This is a genomic window from Bacillus cereus group sp. N14, assembly GCF_016483555.1.
In the GTDB taxonomy this organism is placed as follows: Bacteria; Bacillota; Bacilli; order Bacillales; family Bacillaceae_G; genus Bacillus_A; species Bacillus_A wiedmannii.
Window position 1 is genome coordinate 125,324 of sequence record NZ_JAEHBQ010000006.1, and the last position, 23,344, is coordinate 148,667.

Genomic DNA, 23,344 nt, shown 5'->3' on the forward strand with positions numbered 1-23,344 from the left:
AGTCAGTTTTGTTGATACATCTTTATTATACAAAAAAAGAGATTGATAATGTTCCAATCTCTTTCAAAATTAATCCAATTCATGTAAGTGGTCTTGTATATACTTTCTTCTTTTATTTATATATCCATCGATCATATCAGCTTCTTGATCAAATGTTTCTAATTTTTCTTTCATATATGGATCTTGTAGTAAATAAGGACGAATCGATTCACACAAACTTTCAACTTTCGGCATCATAAACGAAACGGTAAATTGTTCTTCTAGTATTTCTTCCAAAATACTTCGGTATTGCTTTCTAAATACAGGTATATCTAACAATCTTGCACTTAACGTGTTATAGCCTTGAATGCGAATATACTCATGATTAAGTGGTCTTCCTTGTACATCTCGCCCCCAAGTTGCATCATAATCCCACGGTATCACTTCAAATAAATTTGTTTCATCGTTATGATATAGTGCATAGTTATGAACGAAACCATCAAAGTTTTGTGTGAAAATAACGCCAGCTAACCACCTTAAATATTTATCAACATGTAGAAACTTCCCAATTTCTTTTTCATAAACTTCCCTCGACAAAGCGTTCGCTTGAAATACAAATTCACTCAGTTGTTCTTCACTATTTTTATTCGAATATTTAAATTCATAACCCGCAAAGAGCTCGGTCTTAACATCTTTATCTCTCTCACTCATTAAAGAAAAATTCGCATCATCATCTATTGCATAATAAATAGAACCACCCGGTAATCCTCTATTTTTCAAAAAGTTTTCATCAACTGATTCTAACTGTAAATATACACCTTGAATTTGACCATTAATTTTTATAAATACATGTTGTGATTTTGGTGAAAGTACACCAATATCATGAAAAAAGTCTAAAGATAATTTGTTTCGTATGAGAGACGGATCCATAAACTCAGAATTTAAATGAATTTCTTTCGCACCTTGAAATTTTTTCGGTTTATAAAACATAACATGATAAGACTTTTTCTCAAACTCACGAATATGAGCCCCCCGGTATACGATATCAATATCATACTTCTTTTTTCCATAAGTTAATTTTGCTGGCACTGGACTGTCTGACCAAATGTCTTTTTTTAATTCCACTAAGTACATTGGATGAATAAAAAAATCATATGAAGGTAGCATGTTTTATCATCCCTTCTCAGTTCTCTTCATTCAATGTATGCGCCTTGTCTTGTCCATACATCCGCTATCATCCATTTATATAAAATTACACTCTTGTCTTGTTCAGAAAGACGTCATATCTCATATCATGTTAAGGAAAAAGAATACCTTTTCACCTGAATACATGATAAGGAGGATTTCTATGAAACGTGATATTAGAAAAGCTGTTGAAGAAATCAAAAGTGCTGGGATGGAGGATTTCTTACACCAAGATCCAAGTACTTTTGAGTGCGATGATGATAAATTCTCTCATCATCGATGTACAACAGGTTGTAAATGTACAACTGGGGGTAAATGTCCAAGAACAAGATGTACTCGCGTGAAACATTGTACTTTTGTTACAAAATGTACGCACGTAAAAAAATGGACATTTGTTACAAAATGTACTCGTGTGCGCGTTCAAAAATGGACATTCGTTACGAAAGTGACTCGTAGAAAAGAATGCGTTTTAGTTACAAAACGTACTCGCAGAAAACATTGTACTTTCGTTACAAAATGCATACGCTTTGAAAAGAAATTTTTCTGGACAAAACGAAGTTTCTGTAAAAAATGCGAATTCTTCCCGCATAGAGACGGTCACTCGTGCGATGATTCATGTGATCATGATAGAGACTGTCACGATAATGGACACAAATGGAATGATTGCAAAGGCGGACATAAATTCCCATCTTGCAAAAACAAGAAATTTGATCACTTCTGGTATAAAAAACGTAATTGCTAGTTTTTATACCAACCAAAAAAGGCCGTTTTGCGGCCTTTTTTACGTTCATTGAAAATGACTTATATCTGCAAATTGCTTCACTTCACCTTTATCTTCTTCAAATTCTATTATACTTAGACTAGCACTATGCATAAATGGATCATCCCACACATTTTCTATTTCAATACCCGCAAAATGTCCTACAAGTAGTTTTGCCGCTGCCGCATGGGAAACAATTAATATACTTTCTCCTTTATGCTTTTCTAAAAGAAGCTGTATCCCCTCAATTACCCTTTTATAAACAGACTCAAAATTTTCTCCTGATGTTGACTGAAAAAGATGTGGCTCATACCAAAACAATTGTATTTCATCTGGGTATTCCCTTTCTATATCAGCGATTGCCTGTCCTTCCCATATACCCATGTTAATTTCATAGAAATGCTCATCCGCTATTATCGGTATATCACGATCGCCCTTTATTAACTCTGCAGTATGAAGGGTTCTTTCACTCGGACTACTATAGATCGCATGGATAGATAAATCTTTCATTCGGTCTCCTAATTGCTTTGCTTGTAACATACCATTTTCAGTTAAAGCAGAATTTTTCCGCCCTTGCATTCGTTTCGATACATTCCATTCCGTCTCACCGTGCCTTGTTACATATACAGTTGTTTTCATTTCACATTCCCCCTTACCATTTTGGCCGCAATTCCCACGGTTCTACTCGTCCTACAATCCATTCATCACATTTATTCTCAATTCCTTTTATTACCCCATCCGATATTTCTTCATGGGTAAGCCATCTCCCGTATGTATCTTCTAATATAAAACCTAATATTATTCTATGGTAGCTACATTGCGTACCACCTATTTTTTGTGCGGGTATACGCGACGCTTTACTACCTAAAATATGAAAAACGTTGTATGTTTCAGACGACAAATCCACTTCTCTACAAATGAATGACAACGTATCCTTCGCACTTGCGTGTACCCATGCGACAACTAATGTTATTGGGCCATTCTGCACAATTGTGCTTTTAATAGCTAGCTTTACATCGTCATCATTATGATAATCTAACGGAAGACATGTGATACTTTCTGGCGCAGCACTCTCTCGCTTAACATTTTCTAATTTCACTTTATCTCGTCCAATAATAGAAACATGAAATCCTTGCTCACAAAGCCACATAGAAACTCTCTTTAGCATTCCTGTTCCACCAATTACTAGCGCATACAACTTCTTCCCCCCTTAGTAAAATGTCATATGAGACTTATCTTCCCTATAATAGTTCAGTCGGTCTTGCAATGTCCCTGAATGAAATTCAAACTTATGGCCGTCAGGATCAACAAAATATATAGACTTACAATCCCTTACATCCCGTTCTCTTCCTTGTAAAATATGAACATCGTTTTCTTCTAATCGTTGCAGTAGACGTTCAAAGTCTTTCTGTTCAACTGAAAACGCAATATGCGTATAAGATTGATGAATCTCATTTCTCGGAATATGTGTTTCTTCATTAAGTGCTACCCATACCCCACATATATTAAAATACGCAAGTTTTCTCCCTTTAACTAATAATTCTCCTTCTAGTACTTTTTCGTAAAATATAATAGATTTTTCTAAATTAGACACTGAAAAACAAAGATGATTGATTCCCTTTAACAACTCTAATTCCTCCTATACAAATAAAAGATGAGCGAAAATTCACTCATCTTTTATTATACTATTTCTTTGTAATATATGCCCATTTATAACTGAAGTCCCCACCAAACGTATGATTCGCAATACCTTTTACGTATGGCTTCTCTAAGTAAGCCGTACTTTGTTGGTACGTAGGAGAAATGGCAGCATCTTGACCAATTAAGATTTTTTCAGCTTCTGCAAGGGCATTCCAGCGTGCTTTATCATCTTTTAATAGCTCTCCTTTTGATTTCGCTACTAAATCATCATACTTCGGATTAGAATAATCCATTTCATTAAATGAGCTTCCAGTAACAAACATATCAATATAAGTCATTGGATCTGGATAGTCCGGACTCCATGCAGATAATGAGAATTCATATTCAAATTTCTTTTCTAACTCTAGCTTTTGCTTATATGGTTGTTGTTTCAAATTCACTTTAATACCAGGTAAATTTTTCTCTAACTCTTCTTTAATAAAGTCACCCACTTTTTTACGGCTACCGTTATCATCATTTAGAAATTCTACTGTAATTGTATCTTGGCCAAGCTCTTTCTTCGCTTCTTCCCATAATTTTTTTGCTTTTTCAGCATTATCTTTGCTGTCACGGAAATTTTTATTTACAGTACGGAAATCTTTCCCATCTGGTCCTGTCGTAAATTTCTCAGGTACTAAGAAATATGCTGGTAATGATCCGTCATTTAAAATAACATTTGCAATTCCTTTTTTATCGTATGCCAGATCAATCGCTTCACGAACTTTTTGATTTTTAAACGTTGCATTTTTCTGGTTAAAACGTAAGAAATACATACGTGGATCTAACTTCGTTTTAAATTCATCCGGCTTATTCTTTTTATACTTATCAACAAATTCAGAACTTAAAATAACACGGTCCGCTTGATCACTATCATATAAGTTTACTCCCGTGCTCGTTTCCTTCACAATATTTACATTAATTTCTTCTAACTTCACAGTATCTTTATCCCAATAATTAGGGTTTTTCTTTAACTGATAACTTCGTTCATGTTTCCATTCACTCATCGTAAATGGTCCATTATATAATAGTTTATCTGCTTCTAATGCATATTTATCCCCTTGTTCTTTCACATATTTTTCATTTAAAGGGAAAAATGTAGGGAATGAAGTAAGCTCAAGGAAATATGGTGCTGGCTGTTCTAATTCTACTACTAACGTTTTATCATCCTTCGCTTTCACTCCTAATTGATCTAGCGGTAATTCTCCTTTATTTACTTTCTGTGCATTTTTTACATCAAATAAAATAAATGCATACTCAGCAGCCGTAGCTTTATCTAATGCACGTTGCCATGCATATACAAAATCTTGCGCTCGAACCGAATCACCATTAGACCACTTTGCGTCTCGTAATTCAAATGTATATGTCTTTTTATCCTCACTAATCTTCACATCTTTTGCCATACCTGGAGTTGGTTTATTATCCTTATCTAAACGATATAACCCTTCCATTGCATTTACAAAGGCACGGAATGATACAGAGTCTGTTGATTTTGACGTATCCATTGAAGGAATTTCTGCTGTTTCTAGTAAGTTTAATACTTGCTTCTCTGCTGCTCCCTTACCTGCTTCTTTCTTCGTTGTAGATGCCTTCTCCCCATTTCCGCAACCTGCAACTAATACACTAGTCGATAATGCAACTGCAGCAATCATTGTTACTTTTCTTTTCATTCTTCCTTCCCCCAATCTATATGTATAAATGAAAGCCAGTATAATATATATTATTATACAAAAGATTCAGATTATTTCAAATATTATTTTTGTACAGTAAAAAAAGAAGCTGATAGAACACTCTTCTATCCACTTCTTTTTCTATTTCTTTTACTTGTAATCCATCCTCTATATCAAATGGGTTTTGAACTTTAAATATTTCGTCCATTATCTTCAAAAATTCTTCCTCATTTTTAGATTCGCCGTTAATCGTAAGTGAGTACGGCTCAATCTCACCCAATTTATAATCAACAACAAATTGGATTTTCACCTTCTTCCTTGGCATATCAGGACTAACCCCTTGGAATTCTACTAATTCTAATCCTTCCGTTCCACGATAATATATCCAACCTGGATTTCTAAAGTAACTTTCAAACGATTCACCAATGGAAAAGAACGGATATTCATAAAGCGAGCTTGTACGAACTTTTTGAATAATATCTCGATCTGTCGGGAAAAAGAAATGGCTGAAAAAGATACTAGCAACCGCTAAAATCGTAACGATTGTCGCTCCTACATTACTCGTTCCACCACTATCACGAATGAGATAGTTTTCAACCGATGCATCTTGAATTCCCCGTGCTTTTATTCGATATATACGTCTTTCTGCAAATTGATAATATAATCCATTTGCAAAAATCCCCATCCCAAACAGAATAAAAATGAGTAACAGAAACGTAAGAGGCACCATATTAATGATTGGTAATGCTACGTTGAAGCCCATATAATAAGAAAACGCATCACATGCTACTAATAACAGTAAAAATAATGCTGCAGATACATAATACTTACGATATCCAAGCCAACCCACATTGAAAATAGCAGCCCAACCATTCCAGCTCCACCTAGCAATCCGCTTATCCTCAAGTTCCCATTTCCTTTTGTAATACCGATATTGTCTACCTACATATACTTCTAATTCCTTGTCTATTAGCGAGCATCCTTCACCTTGTTCAGTATGCAAAGTCCGCTGGCAACTTTCACAATTCAACCGATCTCCCTCGCAAATTTGCCCACAATTTATACATTTCAAAACAATCCCTCTTCCCATCCATACGTCATTTCAAAATACCTTCGTGATTTAATAACCACTCTTTCCTCCATAAACCGCCCGCATACCCAACAAGCTTCCCGCTCTTTCCTATTACACGATGACACGGAACGATAATTGAAATTGGATTACGACTATTTGCTCCTCCTATCGCTCGTACAGCTTTCGTATTTCCGACCTTCTCTGCAATATCTAAATATGAAGCACTTACGCCATAAGGGATAGTATAGAGCACATCCCATACATTTTTTTGAAATGCTGTTCCCTCAGCAGACAGTGGGACCGTAAACTCTCTTCTTTTCCCCTTAAAATATTCATCTAGCTCATTTATACATTGATCTATCATTTCATTTTTATGTTCTTCTTGTCTCTCATCAACAAATATAACAGACGTAATTCCTTTATCGTTCGCTGTAATTTCCAGCAAGCCTAATTCACTTTCATAATAAGCCTGGTACATATGTCATCCTCCAATTCAATTCATATTAATTATTGTAACACGAATAGACAAAATTTTTCGTATAAGCGTTTTATTAGGGAAACAAAAACAAGAATGATAAAATGTAAGAAAATTAAATCTAGGAGGCTATTGGATGAATTCTGAACTTTTTTCACCTTATACAATTAAGGACGTTACATTAAAAAACCGTATCGTTATGTCACCTATGTGCATGTATTCATCAGAAAACGAGGATGGCCAAGTAACTAATTTCCATCACGTTCATTACGGAACAAGAGCTGCTGGTCAAGTTGGTTTAGTTATGATCGAAGCAACAGCCGTGTTACCTGAAGGAAGAATTTCTAATAAAGACCTAGGTATATGGGATGATAGCCTAATTGAAGGCTTACATAAAACGACAACTTTTATACATGATAACGGCGCAAAAGCCGCCATTCAACTTGCTCACGCCGGAAGAAAAGCTGAATTAAAAACGGATGCTCTCGCTCCATCCGCAATTCCGTTTAATGAAACTATGAAAATCCCAGTAGAAATGAGTATACAGCAAATAAAAAAGACCATATTAGCTTTTCAAGAGGCTGCAATGCGATCCAAACAAGCTGGATTTGACGTTATTGAAATACACGGCGCTCACGGTTATCTTATTAATGAATTTCTTTCTCCACTTTCTAATAAACGGACTGATGAATATGGAGGTTCACCTGAAAATCGCTATCGTTTCTTACGTGAAATCATTGACTCAATAAATGAAGTTTGGAACGGACCGTTATTTGTTCGTATTTCAGCAAACGATTATCATCCTGACGGTTTAACGGTTCAAGATTACGTTCCATATACAAACTTGATGAAAGAACAAGGAGTAGATTTAATTGATTGTAGTTCTGGAGCTGTTGTTCCGGCACACATCGATGTATATCCCGGGTATCAAGTGCAATATGCTAAACATATTAAAGAACATGCTAACATTGCAACTGGGGCTGTTGGTTTGATTACGACTGGAGTACAGGCAGAACAAATTTTAAATAATAACGAAGCAGATTTAATTTTTATCGGACGTGAGTTACTTCGCAATCCTTACTTTCCAAGAATAGCCGCCAATGAACTTAGCTTTGAGTTAGAAGAACCGTATCAATACAAACGAGCACCGGGGAAAATCATTACAAATAAATAAAACCGAGAAGTCATTCTTCTCGGTTTTATTTATTCTATCGTTGTAATTTCATTTGAATTATAAATATGGATACCCGATTCTTCTCGCAATGCAGTTATATACATTCCTTTCGCCACATCTTTAGCTGAAATAGGTTTATACTTTTTGAAAGCCCCTTTAAATATAAAAGGAATGATACGAGATAACTTTTCAGCCATTCGTTCACCGAAACGAAATTCTTGTCGATTTCCTACTAATAAAGATGGCCTAAAAATGTGAATACCACCAATGACTAACTTTTGTAATTCCTCTTCCATTCTCCCTTTAACTTGCGAATAAAAGAAAAACGATTTAGGTTTTGCTCCCATTGAAGACACAACAAGGAAATTTTGTACCCCTTGTTTTTCAGCTAAACAAGCAGCTCGTAACGTATATTCATAATCTACCTTTTTGAAATTTGCCTTTGTTTTTGCTTTTTTGATTGTTGTTCCTAGACAACTAAATACGTCATCTACAGCAAAAAACTCTTTATATTCCTCTAACATCGAAAAATCTATTTGCTTTTGCTGTAACTTTTCATGTTGCCATTGCATTGGTTCCCTTACAAAAATAGTAACCGAATCGTAGTAATCTGATTCAAGTAATAGACGCGTTATCTCTTGTCCAACTAAACCACTTGCACCAAGTACTAACGCTGTTCGCTTATTCATATATGCATATACCTCTTATTTTACTTTTCTCTCCTTCAGTAAAATACAACTTTTAGGAGTTTCCTGCTCTCATTTTACCACAAGTAAAGCACTATGCGTACGCATAGTGCTTTACTCACTCTTTTTTCTCATCTTTCTCTCGCAATTTTGTTACTGTTGATGCATCTCCTAAATTACTTATTAATCTTCTTAAAAAAATTAAGACTAATGCTAATGGTAATACTACCGCTAATATCAATAAAATAGCTTCCATTAAGTAACCCAAACACTCATCCCCCTCTACACCCTCCTTTCAAATATATGAACGTAGCGTTGTCACATATGCATGCATTCCTAAAAATAATACATCCAAATTTGACAACTTTATAACAAAAACAAATCGGAATGATTATTATTTATTGCAACTTTATAAAAGATGTATTATACTAAGTTCGCAAACTAAAACGTAATTATTCCGTTTTGCATTAAAATGATATTTTTCTTCTATAATTGGGGAAAATATATCCGTAAAAAAAGAAAAGAGGAGAACTTCATGCCTAAAAGATTGACTATATTTTCATTCTTACTTATTTTCACTTTAATTTTTACTGGCTGCTCAAATAAAAAAGAAGGTAATGCCAAGAAAGACGGAAAGCTAACTGTTTATACTACTATTTTTCCTCTTGCAGATTTTGCAAAAAAAATTGGTGGCGACTATGTAACTGTTGAAGCGATTTACCCACCTGGTGCAGATTCACATACATTTGAACCAAGTCAAAAACAAACAGTAAAAGTTGCAAAAGCAGATTTATTCGTTTATAACGGTGCTGAATTAGAACCATTTGCTGAAAAAATGGAAAAAGCATTACAAAAAGAAAATGTTAAAATTGTAAATGCATCAAAAGGTATTGAACTGCGTACTTCTACTGAAGAAGAGCATCATGATCACGGAGACGGTCATAAAGAGGATGAACATCATCACGATAAAGACCCACACATTTGGTTAGATCCTACTTTAGCAATGAAACAGGCAGAAAAAATTAAAAATGCACTTGTAGAATTACAACCTGATCATAAACAAGAGTTCGAAAAAAACTTCGCAGCACTTCAAACAAAATTTACTGATTTAGACGATCAATTTAAAGCAGCAGTTGCGAATGCAAAAACGAAAGATATTTTAGTTTCTCACGCAGCTTATGGATACTGGGAACAACGCTATGGCCTGAAACAAATTGCTATCGCTGGTATTTCAGCTTCTGATGAACCATCTCAAAAACAGCTTGCTGACATTACAAAAACAGTAAAAGAACATAATCTACAATATATTTTATTTGAAACATTCTCTACACCAAAGGTAGCGTCCGTAATTCAAAAAGAGACGGGTACAAAAATTTTACGCTTAAATCACTTAGCTACTATTTCTGAAGACGATGCGAAAAATAATAAAGATTACTTCACTTTAATGGAAGAAAACGTAAATACATTAAAAGAAGCTACTAACTAATCAAATTTTTAAAAGAAGCTGAATATGTCATTCAGCTTCTTTTTTATTTGTTCTTACTTGACTTGACCAAAATAACAAGTAAAATTATCCATATTAGCTTTTAAGCTATATTAATTTAGAAGGTGAGTTGGAATTATGACTCTTCACATTTGTGAAGTTACAGCAAAAAATTGGCGTTCGGTAGCTGCTTTAAACGTCGCAAAAGACCAGCAGCAATTTATTGAAAGCAATGCGTTTTCTCTAGCAGAAGCATTATATGAGGGAAACGGAACGTCAGTAGGTTTATATGATGGAGAAACACTAGTAGGATACGCAATGTATGGATGGTATTGGGAAAAACGTAAAAGTGTGTGGTTAGATCGCTTTATGATTGACGAGCAATATCAAGGAAAAGGATACGCAAAACGTTTCCTTCGCATACTCATTCAATTCTTACAAGATAAATTTGAATGTAAAATAATTTATTTAAGTTTACATCCAGACAACAAACTCGCAATGGGATTATACGAGTCATTTGGTTTCCGTTTAAATGGTGATATTGATGACGAAGGTCCAGTTGTAGGTGTTGTAATGGAGTTACTATTAGATGAACATACAAGCCTGTGAAAACGGGCTTTTTATTATCCTTCGTCTTTTGCAATCTAGCATTTTTCCATAGGGTACTTAGTTAATTCCAAAAAATAAGCCTGCAATATATGCAGACTTATTTCACACACTCCTCAAAATGTTCTTGGAACCATTCTTTATTAATATCTTTTCCGATAAACACGACTTCACTTACTCGTTCTTCGCCCTCTTGCCACTCTCTATCGTATGATGCAGCAAACAATGTATGCACACCTTGGAAAACGATACGTTTATCTACTCCATCAATCGATAAAATTCCTTTGTAGCGATATAAATATTCACCTAGTTCTTGAACGACAGCTGACATCCATTCATTTAGTTTTTGTAAATCTAACGGACGTTCTTCACGCAGTACAAACGATTTTACACCTTCTAGATGATTATGCTCTGTATGGGGATAAATTTGTAACGTATCTTTCGTTTTAAACGTCTGAATTTGTAGTAACGATTGAATATCCACATCACAGTTAGTCGCCTCGATTAACTTTGCAGTTGGGTTAATACCTTGCAGTTCCCGCAAGAGATTTTCCTTTTCACTTTCACCCACTAAATCTAATTTATTTACTAAAACGACATCAGCAAATGCAATTTGTTCCTTTGCTTCTAGTCCTTTTTCAAAATGTTTATGTATATGATAACTATCTACTACTGTTACAACGCCGTTAATTTGGTATGCAGATTGAATAACAGGATCTAGAAAGAATGTTTGAATAATCGGACCTGGATTTGCAAGACCAGTCGTTTCAATTACTAATCCATCAAAATCCATTTTCCCTTCTGCTTTTACGTCCAGTAATTGTTTTAAAGCGACGAGTAAATCTTCACGTACAGTACAACATAAACATCCATTCGTCATCTCCATAATCTCTTCTTCTACATTCATAATCAACTGATTATCAATACCAATTTGCCCTATTTCATTTACGATCACTGCTAATTTCTGACCGTGATTCTCTGATAAAATACGATTTAATAATGTCGTTTTTCCTGACCCTAGAAAACCCGTTAATATTGTTACTGGAATCATCCATTACATCTCCTTATAGCTATATGTTTCTACATTATAGCATATAGAGAAAATCGTTTTTGTAGCAAAACATATTTGTTGTATGTACGATACTGTAACTATATAATAATATGTAGCAAGAAAGCCTTTTCAAAAAATGATTCATTCATCAAGGAGGTACTTATAATGGAACGAGTTCAAATGGCCGAAACACTAGAATTTTCTCGTATTATTCAAGGTTTTTGGCGTTTAGCAGAATGGAATATGACAAAGCATGAGTTACTTTCTTTTATGGAAGCTTGTATGGATATGGGAATTACTACTTTCGATCATGCTGATATTTATGGCGGCTATACGTGTGAAGGATTATTTGGAGAAGCGTTACAACTCAAGCCTTCCTTACGCGAAGACATGCAAATTATCACAAAATGTGGAATCGCTCCCCCATCACCAAAATTTCCAGAGCGATATGTTGCGCACTACAATACTAGTGCTGAACATATAATAAAAAGCGCGGAAGACTCATTACAAAACTTACATACAGATTATATTGATGTACTGCTCATTCATCGCCCTGATCCATTTATGGATCCAAATGAAGTAGCAGAAGCGTTCTCACGCTTAAAGCAAGAAGGAAAAGTCTGTCACTTCGGTGTATCTAACTTTTTACCTTCACAGTTTAATATGTTAAGTTCTTATTTAGATTTCCCGCTCATTACAAATCAAATTGAAGTATCTGCGATGCAGCTTGAACATTTCGAAAAAGGGACAATTGATTTATGCCAAGAAAAGCGAATCAATCCTATGATTTGGTCGCCTCTTGCTGGCGGAGAAATCTTTACTGGTCAATCAGAACGTGCCGTACGTGTACGTGAAACGTTACAAAAGGTTGCTACTGAACTAGATGTTACTAGCATCGATACAGTTATGTATGCATGGCTGCTTGCTCATCCTGCTAACATGATGCCAATCGTTGGATCTGGTAAACTAGATCGTGTTAAAACAGCCGCTCTTGCTACAAAAGTTAATTTAGATCGTCAACAATGGTTTACAATTTTCGAAAGCTCTAATGGACATCCTGTACCATAATACACAAAAAGAAGAGCTGTTTCTTTACAGCTCTTCTTTTTCATATGTATTTCTAGTCATGGCAAATACACACATATCCCTTAATCCATTTCCATCTACCGCTACACTCGCACTTTCCAATGTACCTTCTAACTTAAATCCTAATTTCTCAGGTATCGCTCTACTCTTCTTATTTAAAGAATCACATCGAATTTCTACGCGGTTTGCTTTCAGCTCAGAAAAAGCATAATCCATTATACCCTTTGCAGCCTCTAGCATATAACCCTTTCCACTAAACCTTGAATCAATCCAATACCCAATTTCAAATTGAGGTATATCCCAATTAATACGATGTAATCCAGCTGATGCAATAAATTCACCTGTTTCTTTCGAAAAAACTAGCAATCTTAAATCCTCACGCTGCAAAAATTGAATATGCGATTTTCTAATGCTCACTTCTACTTCTTCCTCTGTTTGCTCTTTTTGTGCAAAAACCATCCATGGTTTTAATTCTTTCATAGAAGCTTGAATTGCATCGTATACAGCTTTACCGTCACCTGGTTTCGGCATTCGAATAAATAGCCTTTCAGTATAAAATTCAGAAGGAAAATCGAATAATAACGGATTCACTTTCAACACTCCTTTTAATTCTTTTATATATAATAATATCCACCTTAAACTATACAGTAAAGAAATTTCTGAATTTTACACATTTTAATCATTCACCTCTACCGCTACACGAACGCCCGATTCAATTGCACCTTGTATCCATCCGTGATATAACGTTGTATGATCACCTGCAAAGTATAATCTCCCCTCTGGTTTTATAATAACTGGTTGTAGTTCGGATTCTTGACCTGCCTGAAATAGCGCAAATCCTCCAAGTGCATATGGATCCAATGTCCAACTTTTTGATATGCCAGACATGAACTCATCATATACTTGACCGCCTAATATTGTTGCCAAGTTTTGTAATGTATAATAAATACGGTCACCTTTTGATAAGCCATCCCATAACAACGCATCATAAGACCATGTATAGCTTCCTAACATCATAGCAGGGCCTTTCTCTCCAATTCCGTGACTTGGATAATAAGCGTAACGAATTGGCAAATCCGTTATAATTCTGCCACCTAATTGTCCTTGCTTTTCCCAAAATCGACTTTTAAATTGAATTCCTATTTTCGTTGCTGGCATATAATGCAATTCACGAATTGCTTTCCATTTTTCATGAGATATAGAATCAAATGGATCTACTTCCACAAAGCGCATTGTCGAAAATGGAATTGTAATAATAACTAAATCCCCTGTAATACTACTATATTCAAAAGTTTCCTCGTTTCGATAAAAAGCTGTTACACCATTATCGTGTTGTTGTAGCTTCATTAGTTTTTGATTATATATAATGTTTTCTTCTAATTGTGGTAAAAATGACTTTGGTAATCTATCATTCCCTCCTACTATTTCACAAAAGCCACTCTCCTCTTGCATAATATATAAAAAGCGTAACGTCTCAACAAATGACCTTTCCAAAAAACCTTCTAAATCTAATAAAACACCGATCATCTCGATTGTTACTGGTGAAAAGTAAGTATTATATTGATAAGGATGATACTTTAAAAATTGTCCTGTAGAGTATCTCCCAAAATCCTTTACTACTATATCCCAATTTTTCTCTGGGTTCTTTTTTATAAAATTTATAATAGGCTGCACTGCTAGTAATAATAGCTCCTCTGACGTTTTCCCGACTTCATTCATTTCCACAGGATACTTTAATATACTTGGATCTTTTTCATATTGTTTTAATGTCGTTTTTCGGCCATTTACATAAACGATATCTGTCTCATTTCTATTAATAAAAGGGCTTACCTGTAGCCCAAATTTTCTTATATATGCCATCGTTAATGTGTGCGAATACGGAATCCTCATTGCTCCAACATCCAAATATAATCCGGTATCTTCCATTCTAATCGTTTCTATACGACCACCTACCCGGTTGTTTGCTTCAAAAATCTTCACTTCATGTCCTGCAGTTTTTAACAAAGACGCCGAAACCAACCCAGCCATACCGGCTCCTACTACTATAATTTGCTTCGGACGAGTCGTCTTCTTTAACCCTTTATTTATAACTTTCAACACTTCATCCATCTCAGTGTTATACATTATATCTTTCTGCACAATTCCACCCCTTACTTCATAAAGTGAAACTATAATTAGCGGGAGATTCTTCCTCCACTGATTATTAGTTGAACCAATCAGGCATTTATGGGGAGTTTTACTCCCCGTTAATGCGGGATAAAATGGGCATTAGTGGTTTAGTGCATTTTATTCATAAATTCCTATAAACATAACAACATAGCAAGTGAAATATTCACTAAAAGTACATAAGAGTTAGCTTTCACACCTCATCACGCTTCGTATAATATAGCAACGGCAAAGAAGGAGTGGTTGAAAATGAAACAAACTTACGACTACAACGCTACAAAGAAGTATTTAGAAGGAAAGAAACACCAACTATGCAACAAACTTAGTAGTAAACAACTATCTAAAAAAGAGCGTGAACAACTAAAACTTGAGATTGATAACTACGAATATATATTAAATTTAGTCGAAATGAATCATTATGAACGAGGCTTTCCTCGTTAAAAGTGGATAAGTGGTTTATCCATTTTTTATTTTGAGCATTTTATTACGCATTTTTCGTAAGTAAATATATAATAGGATGTACATTAAGATTGCGAGGTATATTCTATGATCAAATTAAGTGTGTTAGACCAATCCCCTATTTCAGATGGTAGTACAGCAGCCCAAGCTTTTTCACATACAGTTACACTTGCACAAGAAGTTGAAAAATTAGGATTCACACGTTTTTGGGTATCTGAGCATCACAACTCTGTCAGCCTTGCTGGTTCAAGTCCTGAAATACTTATTTCACATATTGCAGCAAAAACAGATCGTATGAGAGTGGGTTCAGGTGGTGTTATGTTGCCACACTATAGCCCATATAAAGTGGCTGAGAATTTCCGTGTTTTAGAAGCGCTTTATCCAAATCGTATTGATCTTGGTGTCGGCAGAGCACCTGGTGGTATGCCAATTGCAACTCGCGCACTTCAAGAAGGCAAAATGGTCTCACTTGATCAATACCCAGAACAAATTGCAGATGTTGCAATGTACTTACATGATCAAGTACCAGAAAACCATCATTATGCAAATTTAAAGGCTACTCCTGTCATTCCAACATCTCCCGAGATGTGGATGCTTGGTTCTAGCGGAGAGAGTGCAATGATTGCCGCAAAACAAGGTGCTTCTTTTGCATTCGCACAGTTCATTAACGGATACGGTGGCCCTGAAGTAATGAATGCTTATCAAGAACAGTTCCAACCTTCTTATTTAGGAGATAAACCAAAATCAATCGTCTCTATTTTTGTTATTTGCGGAGAAACGAATGAAGAGGCGGAAAAAATTGCTTCTAGTTTAGATTTATCAATCTTATTACTAGAACAAGGAAAGCGTACAACTGGTACTCCTTCTATCGAAACTGCACAAAATTATTCATACAGCGCTTATGATTTATTCCGTATAAAAGAAAATCGTCAACGTATGATCGTCGGTGATCCATCTTCTGTGAAAGAACAAATCGTAAACTTAAGCAAAGCGTACAATACTGATGAATTTATGATTGTCACAATTACTCATCGATTTGAAGATAAATTGAATTCTTATCGCTTACTAGCAAATGCTTTTCATTTATAATGACAAAAGGGAGATACATCAATTATGATGTATCTCCCTTTTTTACTACTTATTATTTTTGTCGTCTATATATTCAATAGCTTCTTTTAATAGTTCATCAAAACCCTTAGGATAATCATGATTTAAATTGGGTACAACTTTAAACTCATGTTCTATATTCTTATCTCTTAATAATTGTACAAATTGCTGCGTACATTCGAAACAATCTTCATCTTGATCCCCGCACACTATATATCCCTTTATATTTTTATTCTGTAGCACTCCCAACAACTCATTCCATTCTTCAATCTCTGGAAGCCACGGCGCCACAAAAATAAAACCATCTACATCTATATCTTTTTGTAAAATTGTATACAAAGCTACTCTTGCGCCAGCAGAAAAACCACCAATTATTACACTTTCTACTGTATGATTTTCTATAAACGTAACGTAATGCTCTTTTAATTCTTCTTTCCCTCTATGTATATCGTCCCAAACAAATCCATCTGAAAACTGAATTTGCGAAGATTGTGGTAAAGCTAACGTATAATCTTGTGTCAAAACAGATTTCCAATATGGTTCTATTATTTCTATATTTTCTTGATCCCCGTGCATTGCAATGAATAGTTTTCCTTCTTTATTGCTGTCTAAATATTTCACGTCTGCTCGTTCTGTTTTCTTTGCTAATTCTTCTCTTTCTTTACATAATTGAACCATTTTATGAAACTCTTCAAATTTATGTAGTGGTGTTAAATCATCGTCCGAAATTAAATACTCATTTCCGTACCAAAATCCATTGTCTATAATAGCTTCCTTCATTATCTGTAACGCTTCTTCTTCAAGCCCCGCTGCACTCGCTAGCGCATATTTAAAATTATATATTTGCGCTTTATTCCCCACTACACCTTTAGCATGCTCCATTATATAAGTGTACGCTTCCAAACTCCCTTTATTTGCGTAACAATGTAACGTTTCATTTAATAATTGAATGTAAGTCATACTATTTTTCATACATCCATTCCCCCGTAATCTTTTATAATATTTATTTTTCAAACCTTTATACCATTCTGTAATCACTGTATATAACTCACGCTAACAATACTTAATCATTACTTCTCTTCGTCCAATAAGTTTAGTATAAAGTTTAATAAACAGAAAAATCAATATTTTTAAAAACAAAAAAAGACAACAATATATTTATTGTTGTTCTCAATACATCTACCCACTCTTTTGTTTTTTTCTGTCCGGTTTACTTGAAACTAAATAATGTTTTTCTGAAATATATAGGTCTCTTTTTAATATACGATTTAAATACGGCCCTAATTTCATCCCGCATATAAGACGCTCTTCACTACCTTCAACAAGTGGAAACATTTCTTTTTCTGTTACGTACTGATCTACTGCTTTTTGTACGATATCAATTTCTTTAACTAGGTTTAGATTTTCTTCTGTATGTTCAAATACCTCAAGCGTTTCCTTCGTAATAAGAAAACTATTTGTTGGAAATGCAAGTAAATACGGCTTTAACAAATCATAATTTACTGTATAATCATCATTTACTAATACTGTATAAACGATATTAGCATTCGTTTCTAGAAACTTAGCCATCGCTTGTTCTAATTCATCTTTCGTAATTTCACGCTCTTCTTTTCCAGTTCTGAAAAAGCGAAACATCGCATCGCCTCCTTTTTACTATATTATAGCATAAAAGAAAACTGAAAAATGACAAAAAAAGCCATTGAAAGAATTTTTCAACGACTTTTTTCTTTATATACTTATATTTATTTTAAGAACGCACTTAGCATCCATACATGTTGTTCTAATGTTGTATGAATCGCTAACAACATGTCTGCTGATGTTTCATCGCCAGCTTCGCCAGCAACTTCCATACCTTCTTTTAATTCTTGAATAAGTGCAGAGTAATCATTCACTAATGTTTGCACCATTTCTTCTGCAGATTCCTTGCTTGTCCCTTCACTCACACTAGATGTTGCAAGATATTCTTTCATTGTCGCTAGCGGTTTACCTTCCAACGCTAAAATACGTTCTGCTAATTCATCAATATTTGTTCCAGCTTCATTGTAAAACTCTTCAAATTTCTCATGTAACGTAAAGAAGTGTGGTCCTGTCACATACCAGTGATAATTATGTAGTTTTACATATAACACATTCCAGTTTGCTACCTGCTTGTTTAATACTTCAACAACATTTGTTTTCGTACTCATACAATCCACTCCTCTTATCATTTCATAATGTTTATCTTTTCATAACCTAGTTACATGTTACCATACATTTCCTATCCTTTCGAACGATTGGCTCATATGTAACAAAGTTTTAACACCTTTAATACTTCCCTAATATCTTTTAATTCATGTATGTTTTCAAACACTTCATACGTCTAATTGTCCAAGCTCATACATATGCATAATAGTAAATCAAGCTCATCGTAGTAGAAAGAGGGATAACATGGACAATCAACAATGGCAAGTAGCAAAGAAGGTCGCTGCTACTTATATTGGAACAGTCGTTGGAGCTGGATTTGCTACTGGACGAGAAATCGTTGAATTTTTTACAGTGAACGGATTATATGGAACAATTGGCATATGTGTAAGTGGATTTTTTTTTATTTGGCTTGGCACAAAGATGATGTTACTTTCATCACAAATCGGTGCATTTTCAGCACAAGAATTTAACAAATATTTATTTGGGGATGTATTTGGCAATGTTGTAAACACACTATTATTACTCGTATTATTTGGTGTAACGAGCGTTATGTTATCAGGAGCTGGGGCGGTATTTGAAGAGCAACTTCGTTTACCAAGACAACTTGGTATTTTCATTATATTGATCGCCTGTCTGATTATAGGTAGTCGCGGATTACAAGGGGTTTTTGAAGTTAATACACTTGTCGTACCTATTATGATGATTTTTATTATCGGACTTGCTATTACAACTTTTTTTCACGGTACAACTCCTATTAGTGACACTATTCCTGCAGAAAGCTGGAATATGAAGTGGATTACTAGTCCTATTACATATGTCGCCTTAAATCTTTCTCTCGCCCAAAGCGTTCTCGTCCCGTTAGCCAGTGAAGTAAAGGATCGAAAGGCCATTTTATGGGGCGGTATTTTAGGCGGTGCAGGACTTTCTTTAATTTTATTATGTAGCCATTTAGCTATTTTATCAGTCGATCAATTTTATCAATATAATATCCCAATGGCTGAAGTCATAAGAAAATTCAATGCAACTTTTCACTTTTTCTTTGTTCTTATCATTTTCGGTGAAGTGTTCACAACTTTAGTTGGTAATGTGTTCGGAATGACAAAACAAATGCAATCCATCACCGGATGGAAAAGTAACAATATTATTTTCTTCATTTTACTAATTAGTTATTGCTTTAGTTACATTGGTTACAGTGAATTACTCCACATTCTATATCCTATAATTGGATGGGTCAGCATCATTTTACTGCCAATTATTGCTTTTAAACAACTTCAAAAAACATAAAAGAAGCATCCATGTTATCGGATGCTTCTTTTATGTTCATTCACAATCATCGCATACTTCCCAGTACGGCCCCATTTCGAGTGCTAAATATGGCTTTAATTGCAACCGAATCATCCGACTAGGCATACGTTCTAAAACGAATTGAATTCCTTCTTCCTCTTCGTCTAATTCAACTTTTGAAATCGCAATTCTTTGCATAGTAGAAATAGGCATTCCATCTTTATATAAAGTGATTTTCACCTCATCATATTCATTAAAATACAATTCAACACTCATTTGATTTTTCAACAGTTCATCAACAATTTCATATTTATCATTTCGTTCCTGGATTATATATTTCCAGCCGCCTCTACCTTCTTCTTTCGGAGCTGCTTGAAATAATGTCATCAAATCCTCGTATAGCATAAGATAACCCCTCTCTTACTAAAAAACGATGAGTATTTTATATACCCTTTATCTCTATCACTATCCATATGTATTGTACCATATATCGTCGTTTTTACCGTATTCATTTGCTTCATAATTGCATGTAAAACACCTGATTCTCTTCATTATTATATGAATTGTCTCTCATTATATTTCTTAATATGCTTCTAACGCTTTCCAATCATATCAAACATAAGTAAATGCACTCTTTGTCCATCCTCCGCTTAGTATTTCCTTACAATAACAAAAAAGAAGAGTGACTTTTATCACTCCCCTTAAAAGAATTTCCCCGTAGCTACTAACGCTAATACTAGTATTAAAATTGTAAATAATAATGATACAATGAAACTAAAAATAGGTAATGCTTTCTTTTCATTCTTCTTAAAGAGTAACTTTAAACTAAGAAAGATGTTTACTGGTACAAGTATAAAATAAAAATATTTAACAATTTGCACCGAACTATTCGAAAGTGTTTTTAAAATAAACACTTCAATTAAAAAGACAATAAAAAATGAAATACTTAACCAAAATGAGACATAACTAAGCCAAGAATGTCTTTTGGTACCCCAATAAACTCCCATAGTAATCTCCTTTATTTGCATTTTATACGATTATAATTATACACAAAGCAAACAAATACCTCTATTTTTCGACAAATATTATACATGATATACCTTTAAACATCATAAAAATACTCTCTATCCCATTTCATGTTACATAATAAAAACAGACTACTCCAAAATCGCATACTGCTATTTTGGAGTAGTCTGTCCTCTGTTACACTTTAAATCTTTCAATTAACCCTTGTAACTCTTCAGCCATTTGAGATAATGTACCAGCCGCCGAACTAATCTCCTCAATGGACGCTAGTTGTTCTTCTGCTGATGCTGCAACGTTTTGAGTACTCGTCGCATTGTTCTGTGCTGTCATTGCAATTTGACCTACTGAAATAGACACTTCATTTGCACCTCTTGACATCCCATTAGCCGTTTCAACCATCGTTTTAATTTGATCTGCAATTTCATTTGTAGATAGTAAAATCTCAGTAAAGTTTTGCTTCGTTTCATTCGCAATAACAAGTCCAGATTGAACTTCTTCATTTACATGCCCCATAGATTTTACCGTCTTACTCATGTCATCTTGTATTTCACATATTAATTTACTAATTTCACTAGAAGATACACTAGACTTCTCCGCCAATTTACGTACTTCATCTGCAACAATTGCAAATCCTCTTCCGTGCTCTCCTGCTCTTGCAGCTTCAATTGCCGCATTCAAAGCTAGAAGATTCGTTTGATCTGCAATATTTTGAATGACTTCTAGTATGTCACCAATTTGTTTTGATTTATTATTTAGCAACTGTATAACTTCATCTGTTTGTGAAACAGATTCTGCAATAGACTGCATTTGATTTACTGTTTTTCCGACTAGTTTCCCGCCATCTTCTGCTTTTTCACGAGTATGAGCAGAAGCGGTACTAATTGATGATGAACTATTTGCTACATGCTGAATTCCTTCTGTTACATCAAATAATAACATTGCACCATTTTCTACGCTCGTTGTTTGCGTTGTTGCCCCGCTCGATATTTCATCCATTGCCATTGTAATTTGCTCAGTCGCTTCACTCGCTTGTCTTACACTTGCCGTTAGCTCTTCTGATGCTGCTGCAACATGTCCAGCCGAAGTATTAATTCTTCCAATTAACGTTCGCAATGCATCTGTCATCTCATTGAATCCTTTTGCAAGTTGGCCAATTTCATCATTAGAATGAATCTCGATTGTTTGCGTTAAATCTCCCTCACTTATTTCTTTAGAAGTGGCAACTAATCTTTTTAATGGCTTCGTTATAGAAAGTGTCACAAAATAAATAAGTGCTCCGCCTATAACTAATGAAATGAACATAACAATTAACATATTATAAAATACAGGCTGCGCAGCTTCAATTATTTCATTTGAGTACATCGTTCCACCGATTTTCCAACCTGTTTTTACATTTGTAGCAAATACCATTTGTTTTTCGCTGCCATCATACATATATGAAAAAGCACCATGGTTATCCTCATAAATTTTCTTCGCCCAAGAATCAGCTGCTTTTTCCCCAGATTTTTCTTGAGGATGTGCAATTATTTTTTGTTTTCCATCTAAAATGAAAGCATATCCCTTTTTACCGATATTGATTAACTTTGTTGTTTTTAATAAATTATCTAAACTTAAATCTATTGCTACAACACCGTTTTTATCTTCTGCTTGTTTTGCAATTGTTACGACAATATGTCCATTTCCTTGCGCCTTATACGGCTCAGTAACGACAATACCCCCTTGTTTTGCCACTGCATCTTTATACCAAGAACGTTCTGTTGGATCATAGTCTGCTGCCATTTGTATATTTGGTTCTTGCACAAATTTCTTATCATTCCCACCAACGTATACTTGTTCAACATCTTTATTCAAATTAATATATTGAGATAACATTTTTCTTAATTCATCTTGATTATCCCCTTGATACATATTACCTTGAATCACTCGTGCAAAATTATTTACATCGTTAAATTTCGCCTCAATCATTTGATTGATTAAATTATCTAATATTTTTATATTGTCGTGAGCACTGCTCGTAATTTGTGATTCAAAATTCTTTTTAGCTGTTTGATAAGACATGCCTCCAATAATAGAGACAGCCGCAATTAAAATGACAAAAAACGAAATTAGCAGTTTTTTTGCTACTTTCATATCACGAAACCAATTTAATAGTCTACCCATTACAAACCTCCTGCTTTTCAATTTCAATAGTTAAATCTAGCGAGTTGTAAACAT

The 23,344-nt window shown here is 34.5% G+C and carries 26 protein-coding genes; 8 read left to right on the forward strand and 18 right to left on the reverse strand.

The window, feature by feature from the left end:
• Window positions 1–69: 69 nt before the first annotated feature.
• Complete coding sequence (cotH, locus tag JDS82_RS11560) at window positions 70–1,146, reverse strand: spore coat protein CotH (protein WP_199713283.1); 1,077 nt, start codon at window positions 1,144–1,146, stop codon at window positions 70–72.
• Between the two features lie 181 nt (window positions 1,147–1,327).
• Between cotH and exsB the strand changes: the two genes are divergently transcribed.
• A complete protein-coding gene (gene exsB, locus JDS82_RS11565) occupies window positions 1,328–1,906 on the forward strand; it encodes an exosporium protein ExsB (protein WP_048559687.1) in 579 nt (192 codons plus the stop codon).
• 45 nt (window positions 1,907–1,951) lie between these two features.
• On the opposite strand, the gene JDS82_RS11570 is transcribed toward exsB, so the two are convergent.
• From JDS82_RS11570 to JDS82_RS11595, 6 genes are all read right to left on the reverse strand, one after another.
• Window positions 1,952–2,563 carry a phosphoserine phosphatase 1 gene (locus tag JDS82_RS11570; RefSeq protein WP_097815368.1) on the reverse strand — a complete coding sequence of 204 codons (612 nt, stop codon included), beginning with the start codon at window positions 2,561–2,563 and terminating at the stop codon, window positions 1,952–1,954.
• Window positions 2,564–2,576: 13 nt separating this feature from the next.
• The gene (locus JDS82_RS11575) at window positions 2,577–3,122 is read right to left on the reverse strand and encodes a short-chain dehydrogenase (RefSeq protein ID WP_199713284.1); all 546 of its coding nucleotides are present in this window, start codon (window positions 3,120–3,122) and stop codon (window positions 2,577–2,579) included.
• Between the two features lie 12 nt (window positions 3,123–3,134).
• The gene (gene fosB / locus JDS82_RS11580) at window positions 3,135–3,551 is read right to left on the reverse strand and encodes a FosBx1 family fosfomycin resistance bacillithiol transferase (protein ID WP_000911696.1); all 417 of its coding nucleotides are present in this window, start codon (window positions 3,549–3,551) and stop codon (window positions 3,135–3,137) included.
• A 58-nt stretch (window positions 3,552–3,609) separates the two neighbouring features.
• Window positions 3,610–5,271, reverse strand: a complete 1,662-nt coding sequence (locus tag JDS82_RS11585) for a peptide ABC transporter substrate-binding protein (protein ID WP_048559683.1) — start codon at window positions 5,269–5,271, stop codon at window positions 3,610–3,612.
• Between the two features lie 76 nt (window positions 5,272–5,347).
• Window positions 5,348–6,361 carry a DUF2628 domain-containing protein gene (locus tag JDS82_RS11590; protein ID WP_199713286.1) on the reverse strand — a complete coding sequence of 338 codons (1,014 nt, stop codon included), beginning with the start codon at window positions 6,359–6,361 and terminating at the stop codon, window positions 5,348–5,350.
• Window positions 6,362–6,368: 7 nt separating this feature from the next.
• On the reverse strand, window positions 6,369–6,821 hold the full coding sequence (locus JDS82_RS11595) for a methylated-DNA--[protein]-cysteine S-methyltransferase (protein ID WP_000283889.1): 453 nt from the start codon (window positions 6,819–6,821) through the stop codon (window positions 6,369–6,371).
• Between the two features lie 133 nt (window positions 6,822–6,954).
• Between JDS82_RS11595 and namA the strand changes: the two genes are divergently transcribed.
• Window positions 6,955–7,992: an NADPH dehydrogenase NamA gene (namA, locus tag JDS82_RS11600; RefSeq protein ID WP_199713288.1), complete on the forward strand. Its 1,038-nt coding sequence runs from the start codon at window positions 6,955–6,957 to the stop codon at window positions 7,990–7,992.
• A gap of 29 nt (window positions 7,993–8,021) precedes the next feature.
• Here the strand turns inward: namA and JDS82_RS11605 are convergent, their stop codons facing one another.
• Window positions 8,022–8,681: an oxidoreductase gene (locus tag JDS82_RS11605; RefSeq protein ID WP_001042748.1), complete on the reverse strand. Its 660-nt coding sequence runs from the start codon at window positions 8,679–8,681 to the stop codon at window positions 8,022–8,024.
• Between the two features lie 115 nt (window positions 8,682–8,796).
• Window positions 8,797–8,946, reverse strand: a complete 150-nt coding sequence (locus JDS82_RS11610) for a hypothetical protein (protein WP_000540925.1) — start codon at window positions 8,944–8,946, stop codon at window positions 8,797–8,799.
• A 267-nt stretch (window positions 8,947–9,213) separates the two neighbouring features.
• On the opposite strand from JDS82_RS11610, the gene JDS82_RS11615 reads away from it, so the two are divergent.
• Both JDS82_RS11615 and JDS82_RS11620 read left to right on the forward strand, forming a co-directional pair.
• On the forward strand, window positions 9,214–10,164 hold the full coding sequence (locus JDS82_RS11615; protein ID WP_199713290.1) for a metal ABC transporter substrate-binding protein: 951 nt from the start codon (window positions 9,214–9,216) through the stop codon (window positions 10,162–10,164).
• Between the two features lie 135 nt (window positions 10,165–10,299).
• On the forward strand, window positions 10,300–10,770 hold the full coding sequence (locus JDS82_RS11620) for a GNAT family N-acetyltransferase (protein ID WP_000172415.1): 471 nt from the start codon (window positions 10,300–10,302) through the stop codon (window positions 10,768–10,770).
• Between the two features lie 97 nt (window positions 10,771–10,867).
• Here JDS82_RS11620 and JDS82_RS11625 read toward each other — a convergent pair whose 3' ends face one another.
• Window positions 10,868–11,818, reverse strand: a complete 951-nt coding sequence (locus JDS82_RS11625) for a CobW family GTP-binding protein (protein ID WP_199713291.1) — start codon at window positions 11,816–11,818, stop codon at window positions 10,868–10,870.
• Window positions 11,819–11,983: 165 nt separating this feature from the next.
• On the opposite strand from JDS82_RS11625, the gene JDS82_RS11630 reads away from it, so the two are divergent.
• Window positions 11,984–12,886 carry an aldo/keto reductase gene (locus JDS82_RS11630; RefSeq protein WP_199713294.1) on the forward strand — a complete coding sequence of 301 codons (903 nt, stop codon included), beginning with the start codon at window positions 11,984–11,986 and terminating at the stop codon, window positions 12,884–12,886.
• Between the two features lie 24 nt (window positions 12,887–12,910).
• Here JDS82_RS11630 and JDS82_RS11635 read toward each other — a convergent pair whose 3' ends face one another.
• Both JDS82_RS11635 and JDS82_RS11640 read right to left on the reverse strand, forming a co-directional pair.
• On the reverse strand, window positions 12,911–13,495 hold the full coding sequence (locus JDS82_RS11635; RefSeq protein WP_199713300.1) for a GNAT family N-acetyltransferase: 585 nt from the start codon (window positions 13,493–13,495) through the stop codon (window positions 12,911–12,913).
• An 84-nt stretch (window positions 13,496–13,579) separates the two neighbouring features.
• Complete coding sequence (locus tag JDS82_RS11640) at window positions 13,580–15,043, reverse strand: flavin monoamine oxidase family protein (protein ID WP_064056299.1); 1,464 nt, start codon at window positions 15,041–15,043, stop codon at window positions 13,580–13,582.
• A gap of 276 nt (window positions 15,044–15,319) precedes the next feature.
• On the opposite strand from JDS82_RS11640, the gene JDS82_RS11645 reads away from it, so the two are divergent.
• The gene (locus tag JDS82_RS11645) at window positions 15,320–15,511 is read left to right on the forward strand and encodes a DUF3896 family protein (protein ID WP_000815501.1); all 192 of its coding nucleotides are present in this window, start codon (window positions 15,320–15,322) and stop codon (window positions 15,509–15,511) included.
• 105 nt (window positions 15,512–15,616) lie between these two features.
• Window positions 15,617–16,618, forward strand: a complete 1,002-nt coding sequence (locus JDS82_RS11650; RefSeq protein ID WP_000594048.1) for an LLM class flavin-dependent oxidoreductase — start codon at window positions 15,617–15,619, stop codon at window positions 16,616–16,618.
• Window positions 16,619–16,663: 45 nt separating this feature from the next.
• Here JDS82_RS11650 and JDS82_RS11655 read toward each other — a convergent pair whose 3' ends face one another.
• The 3 genes from JDS82_RS11655 to JDS82_RS11665 all read right to left on the reverse strand — a co-directional run bounded on the left by JDS82_RS11655 (window position 16,664) and on the right by JDS82_RS11665 (window position 18,822).
• The gene (locus JDS82_RS11655) at window positions 16,664–17,608 is read right to left on the reverse strand and encodes an alpha/beta hydrolase (protein ID WP_064056298.1); all 945 of its coding nucleotides are present in this window, start codon (window positions 17,606–17,608) and stop codon (window positions 16,664–16,666) included.
• Window positions 17,609–17,815: 207 nt separating this feature from the next.
• Window positions 17,816–18,271 carry a DUF3939 domain-containing protein gene (locus tag JDS82_RS11660; protein WP_061671840.1) on the reverse strand — a complete coding sequence of 152 codons (456 nt, stop codon included), beginning with the start codon at window positions 18,269–18,271 and terminating at the stop codon, window positions 17,816–17,818.
• A gap of 107 nt (window positions 18,272–18,378) precedes the next feature.
• The gene (locus tag JDS82_RS11665) at window positions 18,379–18,822 is read right to left on the reverse strand and encodes a Dps family protein (RefSeq protein WP_000105195.1); all 444 of its coding nucleotides are present in this window, start codon (window positions 18,820–18,822) and stop codon (window positions 18,379–18,381) included.
• Between the two features lie 241 nt (window positions 18,823–19,063).
• On the opposite strand from JDS82_RS11665, the gene JDS82_RS11670 reads away from it, so the two are divergent.
• Entirely contained in the window at window positions 19,064–20,104 is a 1,041-nt protein-coding gene (locus JDS82_RS11670; protein WP_000370199.1) for a YkvI family membrane protein, read from the forward strand.
• Between the two features lie 36 nt (window positions 20,105–20,140).
• Here JDS82_RS11670 and JDS82_RS11675 read toward each other — a convergent pair whose 3' ends face one another.
• The 3 genes from JDS82_RS11675 to JDS82_RS11685 all read right to left on the reverse strand — a co-directional run bounded on the left by JDS82_RS11675 (window position 20,141) and on the right by JDS82_RS11685 (window position 23,290).
• Entirely contained in the window at window positions 20,141–20,509 is a 369-nt protein-coding gene (locus tag JDS82_RS11675; protein WP_000965083.1) for a DUF3979 family protein, read from the reverse strand.
• A 296-nt stretch (window positions 20,510–20,805) separates the two neighbouring features.
• Entirely contained in the window at window positions 20,806–21,111 is a 306-nt protein-coding gene (locus JDS82_RS11680) for a hypothetical protein (protein WP_000539573.1), read from the reverse strand.
• A 196-nt stretch (window positions 21,112–21,307) separates the two neighbouring features.
• Window positions 21,308–23,290 carry a HAMP domain-containing methyl-accepting chemotaxis protein gene (locus JDS82_RS11685; protein ID WP_199713302.1) on the reverse strand — a complete coding sequence of 661 codons (1,983 nt, stop codon included), beginning with the start codon at window positions 23,288–23,290 and terminating at the stop codon, window positions 21,308–21,310.
• Window positions 23,291–23,344: the final 54 nt, after the last annotated feature.